The sequence below is a fragment of the Qipengyuania atrilutea genome, assembly GCF_013370205.1.
Classification (GTDB): Bacteria; Pseudomonadota; Alphaproteobacteria; order Sphingomonadales; family Sphingomonadaceae; genus Actirhodobacter; species Actirhodobacter atriluteus.
In genome coordinates this window covers 278808-292595 of sequence record NZ_JABWGV010000003.1, presented here as the reverse complement: position 1 = coordinate 292595, position 13788 = coordinate 278808, and the positions used below count along the sequence as shown (strand labels likewise).

Genomic DNA, 13788 nt, shown 5'->3' with positions numbered 1-13788 from the left:
TGATTCAAGCGCGGGAATCGGGCATAGGATGGAAGCGGCGCGCTCCATATTCGCGACGATTTTGTTAGCTGCAGCACACCCCGGCAAGGCGGGGTCGGATCGCTGCGGCTTCTTTGCGTCGCAGGTGATATGGGCGTTTCTCCCCGTGTGAGACACAGGTTTTTACCGCCGCGCGCGCGTCCTCGCCCGCCCGGCTACAACTGAAGAGGCGATACTCCTTCATGGCAACCAAAGCTCCGAAAAAGATGACCCGAATGAACCGTTCGGGTACCGCGAAGAGGCGCATCCGGAAGATTTTCGGCGACATTCACGAAGTCGTCGAAATGCCCAACCTCATCGAAGTGCAGCGCGAAAGCTACGAGCAGTTCCTGCGCTCCGATCCTGCAATCGATTACGTCTCCGGCCTCGAAAAGACGCTGCGCGGCGTATTCCCGATTCGCGACTTCGCCGGAACCGCGGAACTCGACTTCGTTCACTACGAACTCGAGCCGCCCAAGTATGACACGACCGAATGCCGCCAGCGCGGCATCACCTACGCAGCGCCGATGAAGGTGACGCTGCGCCTGATCGTGTTCGAAGTCGATCAGGAAACCGAAACCCGCTCCGTCCTCGATATCAAGGAGCAGGACGTCTACATGGGCGACATGCCGCTCATGACGTCGAACGGCACGTTCATCATCAACGGCACGGAGCGCGTCATCGTATCGCAGATGCACCGCTCGCCCGGTGTGCTGTTCGATCACGACCGCGGCAAGACGCACTCGTCCGGCAAGCTGCTGTTTGCCGCGCGGGTCATCCCTTACCGCGGTAGCTGGCTCGATTTCGAGTTCGACGCCAAAGACATCGTCAACGTCCGCATCGACCGGAAGCGCAAGCTGCCGGTGACCTCGCTGCTGTATGCCCTCGGCCTCGACAGCGAAGACATTCTCCACCACTTCTACGACACCGTCACCTGGGAACGCTCCGGCGGCAAGGGCGGCGATGCGGGCGGCTGGAAGCTGCCGTTCGATGCGGAAGCATGGCGCGGTGTGAAGCCCGCGTTCCCGCTAGTCGATGCCAAGACGGGCGAGGAAGTGTTCCCCGCGAACCAGAAGATCTCGCCCCGCGCCGCCAACAAGGCCGGCAAGGACGGGCTCGAAACCCTGCTGATCCCGACCGAAGAGATTTTCGCGCGCTACGCTGCACGCGACATGATCGACGAGAAGACGGGCCGCATCTACATCGAGGCCGGCGACGAAGTAACGCCCGACCACCTCGAGGCATTGGACAATGCAGGCGTGGACCGGGTCGAACTGCTCGACATCGACGAGATCAACACCGGACCCTGGATCCGCAACACGCTGGCCGCCGACAAGGCCGAAAACCGCGAAGAAGGCCTCGAGGCCATCTACAAGGTGATGCGTCCAGGCGAACCCCCGACCAAGGAAACCGCCGAAGCGCTGTTCGAAGGCCTGTTCTTCGACAGCGAGCGTTACGACCTTTCCGCCGTCGGCCGCGTGAAGCTCAACATGCGTCTCGAACTCGACGCGGAAGACACCGTCACCACGCTGCGCAAGGAAGACATCCTCGCGGTGGTGAAGGAACTCGTCCGCCTGAAGGACGGCAAGGGCGAAGTCGACGACATCGACAACCTCGGCAACCGGCGCGTGCGTTCGGTCGGCGAACTGCTGGAGAACCAGTACCGCGTCGGCCTGCTGCGCATGGAACGTGCGGTCAAGGAGCGCATGTCGAGCGTGGACGTGTCCACGGTCATGCCGAACGACCTCATCAACGCGAAGCCCGCCGTGGCTGCGGTGCGCGAATTCTTCGGCTCCAGCCAGCTTTCGCAGTTCATGGATCAGACCAACCCGCTGTCGGAAGTGACGCACAAGCGCCGCGTGTCCGCCCTCGGGCCGGGCGGCCTGACCCGCGAACGCGCCGGCTTCGAAGTGCGCGACGTTCACCCGACGCACTACGGCCGTATCTGCCCGATCGAGACGCCGGAAGGCCCGAACATCGGCCTGATCAACTCGCTCGCGTCGTTCAGCCGCGTGAACAAGTACGGCTTCATCGAGACCCCCTACCGCAAGATCGTGGACGGCAAGGTTTCGGAAGAGGTCGTGTACCTGTCCGCGATGGAAGAGCAGAAGCACACCGTTGCGCAGGCGTCGGCCGAGCTGACCGAAGACGGCAGCTTCGTCGAGGAGCTCGTCTCCGCCCGTCAGAACGGCGACTACTTCATGGCGCAGCGCGAGCAGATCACGCTGATGGACGTTTCGCCCAAGCAGCTCGTTTCGGTCGCGGCATCGCTTATTCCGTTCCTGGAAAACGATGACGCCAACCGCGCTCTCATGGGATCGAACATGCAGCGCCAGGCCGTGCCGCTCGTAAAGGCGGAAGCGCCCTTCGTCGGTACCGGTATGGAAGAAACGGTTGCCCGCGATTCCGGCGCCGCTATCGCTGCCGGACGCGGCGGGATCGTCGACCAGGTCGACGCAACTCGTATCGTGATCCGTGCGCAGGGCGATGTCGAAGCCGGCCAGTCGGGCGTCGACATCTACACGCTGCAGAAGTTCCAGCGCTCCAACCAGAACACCTGCATCAATCAGCGTCCGCTGGTGAAGGTGGGCGACGTGGTCGAGCAGGGAGACATCATCGCCGACGGTCCTTCGACGGATCTCGGCGAACTGGCGCTCGGCCGCAACAGCCTCGTCGCGTTCATGCCGTGGAACGGATACAACTACGAGGACTCGATCCTCATTTCCGAGCGCATCGTGAAGGACGACGTGTTCACCTCCATCCATATCGACGAGTTCGAAGTGATGGCACGCGACACGAAGCTGGGTCCGGAAGACATCACCCGCGACATTCCGAACGTAGGCGAAGAAACGCTGCGCAACCTCGACGAAGCAGGCATCGTCTACATCGGTGCGGAAGTGCATCCGGGCGACATTTTGGTCGGCAAGATCACGCCGAAGGGCGAAAGCCCGATGACGCCGGAAGAAAAGCTTCTGCGCGCCATCTTCGGCGAAAAGGCGAGCGACGTGCGCGACACCTCCCTGCGACTGCCGCCGGGCGTTGCCGGTACGATCGTCGAAGTCCGGGTCTTCAACCGTCACGGTATCGAGATCGACGACCGTACACGGGCGATCCAGAACGAGGAAATCGAACGCCTGCGCAAGGACAGCCAGGACGAACGTGCGATCCTTAACCGGGCGACGTACAACCGCTTGCACGACATGCTCCTCGGCCAGACCGCTTCTGCAGCGCCCAAGGGCGTCAAGAAGGGTACGGAAGTCACCGACGACCTGCTCGAAGGCATCGAGAAGCACGACTGGTTCAAGTTCGCGGTCGCGGACGATAGCCGTCAGGCGCAGCTCGAAGCGGTGAAGTCGCAGTACGACGAATCCGTGAAGTCGATCGACGAGAAGTTCGAGGACCGGAAGGAAAAGCTCGAGCGCGGCGACGAGCTGGCTCCGGGCGTGCTCAAGATGGTCAAGGTCTTCGTCGCGGTGAAGCGCAAGCTGCAGCCGGGCGACAAGATGGCCGGACGCCACGGCAACAAGGGTGTGATTTCACGCATCCTGCCGCAGGAAGACATGCCGTTCCTCGAGGACGGTACGCCGGTCGACATCGTGCTCAACCCGCTTGGCGTTCCCAGCCGCATGAACGTGGGTCAGATCTTCGAAACCCACCTCGGCATGGCGGCGCGCGGTCTCGGCCAGCAGGTCACCAAGGCGCTGGAGGAATGGCGCGAAGCCAATCCCGATGCGCAGGCGGCGAGCCCGCCCGATGCCGTCAAGGAACGGCTGAAGGACGTCTACGGCGAGGACTACCACGAGGATATCGATGGCCGCTCGAACGAGGAAATCGTCGAGCTTGCCGGCAACCTCACCAACGGCGTTCCGATGGGTACGCCGGTGTTCGACGGCGCGCGCGAAGGCGATGTCACCACCATGCTGGAACAGGCCGGTCTGCCCGGCTCCGGCCAGGTGACGCTGTTCGACGGGCGCACCGGCGAGGCGTTCGACCGCAAGGTGACGGTGGGCTATATCTACATGCTCAAGCTGCATCACCTCGTGGACGACAAGATCCACGCACGCTCCATCGGTCCCTACAGCCTCGTCACCCAGCAGCCGCTGGGCGGTAAGGCGCAGTTCGGCGGCCAGCGCTTCGGCGAGATGGAAGTGTGGGCGCTGCAAGCCTACGGCGCGGCCTACACGCTGCAGGAAATCCTCACCGTGAAGTCCGACGATGTCGTCGGCCGGACCAAGGTCTACGAAGCGATCGTCAAGGGCGACGACACCTTCGAGGCCGGCATTCCGGAAAGCTTCAACGTGCTGGTGAAGGAAATGCGCAGCCTTGGCCTCAATGTCGAACTCAAGAATTTGAGCGACGATGATGAGGACGACGACGGCGCCTTCCAGATCGCGGCCGAATAACGGGTGGGGCGGCCCGCGGGTCGCCCTTTCCAGCCCACCCGAACGATTTCACCCTTCAGGGATGACAACATGAACGAACTGACCAAATTCACCAACCAGCTCGCAAAGCCGGAAACCTTCGACCAGATCCAGATCGGCATTGCTTCGCCGGAACGGATCCGCTCGTGGTCTTTCGGCGAGATCAAGAAGCCGGAAACGATCAACTACCGTACGTTCAAGCCCGAGCGTGACGGCCTGTTCTGCGCGCGCATCTTCGGTCCGGTGAAGGACTACGAGTGTCTGTGCGGCAAGTACAAGCGCATGAAGTACAAGGGCGTCGTGTGCGAAAAGTGCGGCGTCGAAGTCACCGTGACGAAGGTCCGCCGCGAGCGCATGGGCCACATCGAACTGGCCGCGCCGGTCGCGCACATCTGGTTCCTGAAGTCGCTGCCGAGCCGCATCGGCCTCTTGCTCGACATGCAGCTGAAGCAGCTCGAGCGCGTGCTCTACTTCGAAGCCTACATCGTGACCGAGCCGGGCCTTACGGCGCTCGAAAAGAACCAGCTTCTGACTGAAGACGAGCTGCTGGAAGCGCAGGACGAGTACGGCGAAGACGCGTTCTCCGCCGATATCGGTGCGTCCGCGGTCAAGACCATGCTAATGGATCTCGACCTCGAGCAGGAACGCGACGATCTGATGGAAGAGCTGGCGACGACCAAGTCGAAGCTGAAGCCCGCCAAGATCATCAAGCGTCTGAAGGTCGTGGAAAGCTTCATCGATTCCGGCAACCGCCCGGAATGGATGATCCTCGAAGTCGTGCCGGTCATCCCGCCCGAACTGCGCCCGCTGGTGCCGCTCGACGGTGGCCGCTTCGCGACCTCGGACCTCAACGATCTCTATCGCCGGGTCATCAACCGCAACAACCGCTTGAAGCGCCTTATCGAGCTGCGCGCGCCGGACATCATCGTCCGCAACGAAAAGCGCATGCTTCAGGAATCGGTCGATGCATTGTTCGACAACGGCCGCCGCGGGCGTGTCATCACCGGCGCAAGCAAGCGTCCGCTGAAGTCGCTCAGCGACATGCTCAAGGGCAAGCAGGGCCGCTTCCGGCAGAACCTGCTCGGCAAGCGCGTCGACTATTCGGGCCGCTCGGTCATCGTGACCGGCCCTGAGCTCAAGCTGCACCAGTGCGGCCTGCCGAAGAAGATGGCACTCGAGCTGTTCAAGCCGTTCATCTACGCCCGCCTCGATGCGAAGGGTCTCTCGATGACCCTGAAGCAGGCGAAAAAGTGGGTTGAGAAGGAGCGCAAGGAAGTCTGGGACATCCTCGATGAGGTGATCCGCGAGCACCCGGTTCTGCTGAACCGTGCGCCCACGCTTCACCGCCTCGGCATCCAGGCGTTCGAACCCGTCCTGATCGAGGGCAAGGCGATCCAGCTCCACCCGCTCGTCTGCTCGGCCTTCAACGCCGACTTCGACGGCGACCAGATGGCCGTCCACGTGCCGCTTTCGCTGGAAGCCCAGCTCGAAGCGCGCGTGCTGATGATGTCGACCAACAACATCCTCTCGCCCGCCAACGGCAAGCCGATCATCGTGCCCTCGCAGGACATGGTCCTGGGTCTCTACTATCTGTCGATGGAACGGCAGGAAAAGCACCCCGAGTATGTCGACGGCGACGACGGTGAAGAGCACGAGAAGCTGAAGACCTTCGCCGACATGGCCGAAGTTCACCAGGCGCTCGAAACGAAGAGCGTATCGCTCCACACCCGGATCATGGCCCGCGTCCCGCAGGCCGATGAAGACGGCAAGGTGGCGATGAAGCGCTTCGTCACGACGCCGGGCCGGATGCTGATCGGCGAATGCCTGCCCAAGAACCACAAGGTTCCCTTCGACATCGTCAACCGCCTTCTCACGAAGAAGGACATCGGTGACGTGATCGACGAAGTGTATCGTCACACCGGTCAGAAGGACACGGTGCTGTTCGCCGACGCCATCATGGTGCTGGGCTTCCGCAACGCGTTCAAGGCCGGCATTTCGTTCGGTAAGGACGACATGATCATCCCTGACAGCAAGGACGGGATGGTCGAGGAAACCAAGTCGCTGGTCGCTGATTACGAGCAGCAGTACCAGGACGGCCTCATCACGCAGCAAGAGAAGTACAACAAGGTGATCGACGCCTGGAGCCGCTGCGGCGACCAGGTTGCGGACGCCATGATGGACGAGATCAAGTCGCGCCCGATCGACAAGGAAGGGCTCGAGGCGGAGATCAACTCGATCTACATGATGAGCCACTCCGGTGCGCGTGGTTCGCCAGCGCAGATGAAGCAGCTTGCCGGGATGCGCGGCCTGATGGCCAAGCCTTCGGGCGAGATTATCGAAACGCCAATCATCTCGAACTTCAAGGAAGGTCTGACCGTTCTTGAATACTTCAACTCGACCCACGGCGCCCGTAAGGGTCTTGCCGACACGGCGCTCAAGACGGCGAACTCGGGCTACCTGACCCGCCGCCTCGTAGACGTGTCGCAGGACTGCGTCATCGTGGAAGAGGACTGCAAGACCGACAACGCGCTCGACATGCGTGCCATCGTGCAGGGCGGCAGCGTGATCGCCTCGCTCGGCGAGCGCATCCTTGGCCGGACGCTGGCCGAAGACATCGTTAACGCGGCGACCGGCGAGGTCATCGTGAAGGCAGGCACCCTCATCGATGAGCCCATGGTGAAGGATATCGAGGCTGCGGAAACGCAAGTCGCGAAGATCCGTTCGCCGCTGGTCTGCGAAGCCGATCAGGGCGTGTGCGGCAAGTGCTACGGCCGTGACCTCGCTCGCGGTACGCCGGTGAACATCGGCGAAGCCGTCGGCGTCATCGCGGCGCAGTCGATCGGTGAGCCGGGTACGCAGCTGACGATGCGGACGTTCCACATCGGCGGTGCGGCACAGCTGAACGAGACGAGCCACCTCGAATCCATCTCGGACGGTAAGGTCGTTTACCGCGACATGCCGACCATCGTAGACAAGAAGGGCCGCATCCTGTCGCTCGCCCGAAACGGCGAACTCGCGGTCATCGACGCCGAAGGGCGCGAGCGCGAGATCCACAAGGTGCCTTACGGTACGGTGCTGATGCACAAGGACGGCGAGCAGGTTAAGGACGGCGACCGGCTGGCGGAATGGGATCCGTTCTCGCTACCGATCATCACCGAAACCGCCGGTGTCGTGAAGTATCAGGACCTGATCGAAGGCAAGACGCTGGAAGAGCGCGTGGACGAGGCCACCGGCATCGCCCAGCGCGTCGTGACCGAGAACCGGGCGACCGGCCGTGCGAAGAAGGACGATCTTCGTCCGCGCATGACCCTGCTCGGCGAAAGGGAGACCGACGAAGATACCGAAGCGCAGCGCTATCTGCTCGCTCCGGGAACGACGCTCTCGGTCGATGACGGCCAGTCGGTCGAGGCAGGCGACATTCTCGCCCGTGCCAGCCGCGAAGCGGCCAAGACCCGCGACATCACCGGCGGTCTGCCGCGTGTTGCGGAGCTGTTCGAAGCGCGTAAGCCTAAGGATAATGCGATCATCGCCAAGATTTCGGGCAAGATCGAATTTGTCCGCGAGTACAAGGCCAAGCGCAAGATCGCGATCGTGCCGGAGGAAGGCGAACCCGTCGAGTACCTGATCCCCAAGACCAAGGTGATCGACGTTCAGGAAGGCGACTTCGTGAAAAAGGGCGACACGCTGATTTCCGGCTCGCCCGACCCGCACGATATCTTGGAAGTACTTGGTATCGAGCCGCTGGCGGAATATCTCGTCAACGAAATCCAGGAAGTCTACCGTTTACAGGGCGTTAAGATCAACGACAAGCACATCGAGGTGATCGTTCGCCAGATGCTGCAGAAGGTCGAGATCACCGATGGCGGCGATACCACGCTGCTGCCGGGCGAACAGGTCGATCTGGAAGAGATGAACGCAGTCAATGCGAAGCTGACGAAGAGCAAGAAGCCGGCAGAAGGCAAGCCCGTGCTGCTCGGCATCACGAAGGCTTCGCTGCAAACCCGCAGCTTCATCTCCGCCGCTTCGTTCCAAGAAACTACGCGCGTGCTGACGCAGGCCGCGGTCGAAGGGAAGAAGGACACGCTGATCGGTCTGAAGGAGAACGTGATCGTAGGCCGCCTCATCCCTGCCGGTACCGGTGCGGGCATGAACCGGATGCGCGTCACTGCCTCCAGCCGCGACGCTGCCCTGAAGGCGCAGTGGAAGAAGCAGCAGGATGCGCTGGCCGCTGCCGAGGAAGCCAAGGAAGAGGCGAAGGCCGAAGCCGCGGCAGAAACGGAAGAGCCGGTCGACACCGTGGCCGACGAAGATGCGATGCGCGCCGCAATGGCGGGCAATGCGCCGGCCGCAGCCGAGACGGACGCCAGCGAAGACTGAGCCTTACCGCTGGTTGCTGAACTGAAAGACCCCGCCGGAGGAAACTTCGGCGGGGTTTTTCGCGCCCGCTCCGCCTTGCCGCAGAGAGCGCTCGTCCAAGCGCCCTTGGCTCCGGTGGAATTAGCCACGCGCCATGAGCGCCACCATTTCCCGGGACCGTTTCACTGCGGTGAAACATTAAGAATTCTTAGGAATGATCGGTTAGCTTGCCGAAAGCTTATACCGCACGGGAATTGTCGAACGCGATGGCGCGAGCGTTGTCCATAGAGGAATCGATCAAGCGGGAGCTGCTCGTCCGGCGGCTCGACGCCGTGATGCGTGCCGCGCCGCTCGGGCTGTTCGCCTCGCTCGTATCCGTGCTGGTGCTCGCCGCTTCGCTCGTGAACGTCGTAAATGCGTTCTTCATACTCGGTTGGACGCTGGTGAGCGCCGCCTCGATCTTTCACCGTGCCTGGCTGCTGCGCGACATCAGCCTCGGCCAGACCCCGCTTCCCGATCTCGAACGCCTGTGGAAGCGGGTCAACCGCGCGATGCACGCCAGCAGCGCGGGCTGGGCGATCAGCCTGGTCGTCGCGGCGAGCGTTTCCAGCGGACTGGCGCTGACGCTGGTGGTGGCCGTCGGAACGGGCATCTTCGTGTCCGCCCTGCTTATGTGCCGCCACGCACCGGCAGCAGCGCAGGTCCACGTCACGCTGCTGTGCATCGGTTTTCTCGTGGCGGGCTGGATCGTCGCCGGCGAGACGTCGCTGATCTTCAGCCTACTGATCCTTGCATACGCCTTCACGCTTCTCAGATCGATCAGCATTCAGGAGCGGACCTTCGTCGCGAGCGTGCGCCACGAGGTCGAACGCGCGGAAAGCGCCTCGACCGTCCGGATGCTGCTTAATGATTATGAGGAGCATTCCTCAGACTGGCTGTGGACGGTCGACAAGGCGGGCAAGCTTCTCGACGTTTCGCGGCGCTTCGGACAGGCCGCTGCGCGGGTGCCGGCAAACCTCGAAGGCCAATCGTTCCTAGAACTGTTCGAACAGGGCAGCGCGCGCAGCCGCCTCGCCGAACACCTGAACGCGCTCGAAGCTTTTCGAGAACTCGTCGTCCCGATCAAGGCGGCGGGCGAAACGCGGTACTGGGAACTGTCCGCGCGGCCGCGGGAAAACGGCATGATGAGCGGCGTGGCCCGCGATGTCACGGATACGCAGCTTGCCGAACAGCGCGTCAGCCAGATGGCGCATTTCGACGGCCTGACCGGCCTTGCCAATCGCTACCTGTTCAACGAGCGGCTGCGCAGCGCGCTCGATCGCGCCTGGTGCGAGAAGCGCAACGTCGTACTGTTCTATCTCGACCTCGACGATTTCAAGGGCATCAACGACACCAAAGGCCACGTCGTGGGCGATCTGCTGCTGTGCGAAGTCGGCGCCCGGCTGCAGCTCGAGGTCAGGCCGGACGACCTCGTCGCGCGCCTCGGCGGAGACGAATTTGCCATCCTGATCGAGACGAGCGCTGGCGATGCCACACTCATGGAACGCGCGCACCGTTTCCTGACCGTCATGCGTGCGCCGTTCGAGATCGATGGGATCATCTACCGCATCTCGACCAGTGTCGGGGTCGCACGCTGCGCGGATGCGGACTGCAACGCGCTCGAACTGCTGCGGCAGGCCGATCTCGCGCTCTATGCAGCCAAGGCGAAAGGCCGCGACCAGTTTGCGCTGTTCGACCCCTCGCTCGACGATGCGAGCCGCGATCGCCGCATCATCGAACAACAACTGCGGGAGGCGATAGTGCGCGAGGAGCTGGTCATGCATTACCAGCCGGTCGTCTCGCTCGCGACTGGCGCGCTGACCGGCTACGAGGCGCTGGTTCGCTGGAAGCATCCGGAGCGCGGATTGCTGCACCCCAACGCTTTTCTCGACGTTGCCGAGACGAGCGGGCTCATCGTGCCGCTGGGCGAGTGGATCACGCACTGCGCGATGATGGATGCGGCACGTTGGCCCGATAACCTGCGCGTCGCGATCAACCTCTCGCCGACGCAGGTCAAAAGCCCCCGGCTCGCGAGTGCCGTCAGCGAAGCGATCGAAGACAGCGGTATCGACCCGGCGCGCGTCGATTTCGAGATCACCGAGCACGTCATACTCGACGGCAGCGAAGCCAACCAGCAGACGCTCATCAAGCTTCGGGAAATGGGCACATCGATTTCGCTCGACGATTTCGGAACGGGCTATTCCTCGCTTAGCTACCTCAGGAAATTCCCCTTCGACCGGATCAAGATCGACCGCGATTTCGTGACTGAGGTGGCCGAAAGCCGCAGCAGCCAGGCGATCGTCACGACTATCACCCGGCTTGCCGATGCGCTCGGCATGACGACCATCGCGGAAGGGGTGGAACGTCCCGAACAGCTCGAACTGCTTCGGCGGCTCGGCTGTACGGAAGCGCAGGGGTTCCTCATCTGCGAGCCGCTGCCCGCCGGCCGGCTTTCAGGCGCAGCGCTCGATACGAGCGGGCTCGGCGAACCCGAAGAGGGCATTCTCGACTACCGGCGCAAGCGCGACGAAGCTCGCGGACGGACTTCCGATAGCGACCTGCGCGCCTGAACTGCCCTTCCCTATCGCCAAAACGCAGGCGCGCCGCTAAACGCCGCGCATGTCTGATACCCCTCGTACCGTAACCCGTTTCGCTCCCTCGCCGACCGGCCGCCTGCACGTCGGCAATATCCGCACGGCCCTGCACAATTTCCTGAAAGCGCGGCAGCAGGGCGGCACGTTTTTGCTGCGGATCGACGATACGGATGCGGAGCGTTCGAAAGAGGAATATGTCGAAGCCATTCGCAGCGATCTTGCTTGGCTCGGCATGGGGCCCGATGGCGAGGAACGTCAGTCGCAGCGCCTCGAAACTTACGAAGCTGGTTTTGCGAAGCTCAAGACGAGCGGGCGCGTATATCCGGCCTACGAAACTGCACAGGAACTGGACCTCAAGCGCAAGATTCTGCTCGGCCGCGGCAAGCCACCGATCTACGACCGGGCAGCCCTCGCGCTGACGGACGAGCAGCGCGCCGAGAAGGAAGCCGCCGGGATCGCGCCGCATTGGCGCTTCAAGCTTGACCACGATACCCCCATCAGCTGGGAGGACGGGGTGCGCGGGCCGCAGTCGTTCGATCCGGCGCAGCTATCCGATCCGGTAATCCGCCGCGCGGACGGCTCGTGGCTCTACATGCTGCCGAGCGCGCTCGACGATATCGCGATGGGCGTAACCGACGTAATCCGCGGCGAGGATCATGTGTCCAACACCGCGATGCAGATCCAGATGTTCGAAGCGATGGGCGCGGCGCAGCCCGCTTTCGCGCACACCGCGCTGCTGGTCGGCAAGGAGGGCAAGCTGTCGAAGCGGCTCGGTTCGCTCGGCTGCGATGCATTCCGCGAGGCCGATATCGAGCCGATGGCGATAAACGCCTTGCTCGCACGGCTTGGCACCTCGCGGCCGGTCGAGCCGATCGCCGACATGAACACGCTCGTGGAAGGCTTCGACCTCGCAACTTTCAGCCGTGCTCCGGCGAAATTCGACGATGAAGAACTGACGCGCCTCAATGCCGCGCTGGTCCACGCGATGGACTACGCCGAGGCAGCACAGCGCCTGCCCGAAGGGATGGACGAAGCCGCGTGGCACGCCGTCCGGCCCAACCTTAGCAAGGTAAGCGAGGCGCAGGACTGGTGGCGCATCGTCACCGGCCCGATCGAGCTTCCGCAGTTTTCGGTAGAGGACCAGTCCTTCCTCGCCCTCGCTGCCGATACCCTGTCATGGGACAGCGAAGACCCGTGGCATGAGCTGACCGGCGCGCTGAAGGAACAGACAGAGCGCAAGGGCAAGGCGCTGTTCCTGCCACTGCGCCTTGCGCTCACCGGACAGGGCTCTGGCCCCGACATGCGCGAATTGCTGCCCGTCATTGGGGAAGAAAAGGCGCGCTCGCGGCTGCAGCGCGCCGCCGGCGGCTAGGCTATTCGCCGGCCGCCACGGCCCTTTCCTTCGCCCGCCGGTTCCGCTGAACCATGTTGAGCAGTTCGACCCCGACCGAGAAGCCCATCGCCGCGTAAATATACCCCTTGGGCACATGGAAGCCGAGGCCGTCCGCGATCAGCACCAGGCCGATCATCACGAGGAACGCCAGCGCCAGCATCACCAGCGTCGGGTTCTTCTCGATAAAGCGGGCCAGCGGGTCGGCGGCGACCATCATCACGCCCACGGTGATGACGACGGCGGTGACCATGATCGGAATCTCGTCGGTCATGCCGACTGCGGTCAGGATGGAATCGACCGAGAAGACGAGGTCGATGGCGATGATCTGCGCGATGACTGCACCGAAGCTCGCCTTGGCGGCGTCCGCCATGCTCGGCGTCTTGTCCATGATGTCGCCCGAATTGTCTTCCGGTTCCATCGAATGGTGGATTTCCTTCGTCGCCTTCCACAGCAGGAACAGCCCGCCTGCGAGAAGGATCAGGTCGCGGCCTGAAAAGGCGGTTTCGAAGCTGGCTTTGTTCGTGCCCTCGACCGGCGGACCGGTAATGCCGAGATCGAACAGCGGCTCCTGCAGCGTCACGATCCAGCCGATCAGCATAAGAAGGCCGATGCGCATAATCAGCGCCAGCGACAGGCCGATGCGCCGCGCCTTCGACTGCTGATGCTCGGGCAGCTTGTTCGACAGGATCGCGATGAAGATGAGATTATCGACGCCGAGAACGACTTCCAGCGCGATGAGGGTCAAAAGCGCGAGCCAAGCGGCAGGATCGCTCAGAAGGGCAATGATATCCATGCGCATCGTTTGTCCGTACGCAGACAAAAATACAAGAGTCCGCGGTGCTGATGAGCGAAACGATTTTCGCCTGAGGACTTAACTATGTTGGCCGTGGCGCAATTCATTTTACCAATAAGACGATACGATCTAATGTAGCGGTGAGGGAAGCTGTCTTGAGCAGGGGTCAATTAA

At 62.7% G+C, this 13788-nt stretch carries 5 protein-coding genes; 4 read left to right on the top strand and 1 reads right to left on the bottom strand.

Annotated features, from left to right (window positions below):
- The first annotated feature begins 221 nt into the window (after positions 1-221).
- From rpoB to gltX, 4 genes are all read left to right on the top strand, one after another.
- On the top strand, positions 222-4421 hold the full coding sequence (rpoB, locus tag HUV48_RS09555; protein ID WP_176267557.1) for a DNA-directed RNA polymerase subunit beta: 4200 nt from the start codon (positions 222-224) through the stop codon (positions 4419-4421).
- A gap of 69 nt (positions 4422-4490) precedes the next feature.
- On the top strand, positions 4491-8816 hold the full coding sequence (gene rpoC, locus HUV48_RS09550; RefSeq protein ID WP_176267556.1) for a DNA-directed RNA polymerase subunit beta': 4326 nt from the start codon (positions 4491-4493) through the stop codon (positions 8814-8816).
- A gap of 206 nt (positions 8817-9022) precedes the next feature.
- A complete protein-coding gene (locus HUV48_RS09545) occupies positions 9023-11404 on the top strand; it encodes a putative bifunctional diguanylate cyclase/phosphodiesterase (protein WP_217906764.1) in 2382 nt (793 codons plus the stop codon).
- Between the two features lie 49 nt (positions 11405-11453).
- Entirely contained in the window at positions 11454-12800 is a 1347-nt protein-coding gene (gltX, locus tag HUV48_RS09540; RefSeq protein ID WP_176267554.1) for a glutamate--tRNA ligase, read from the top strand.
- 1 nt (position 12801) lies between these two features.
- Here the strand turns inward: gltX and HUV48_RS09535 are convergent, their stop codons facing one another.
- Entirely contained in the window at positions 12802-13614 is an 813-nt protein-coding gene (locus HUV48_RS09535) for a TerC family protein (RefSeq protein ID WP_176267553.1), read from the bottom strand.
- Positions 13615-13788 lie beyond the last annotated feature (174 nt).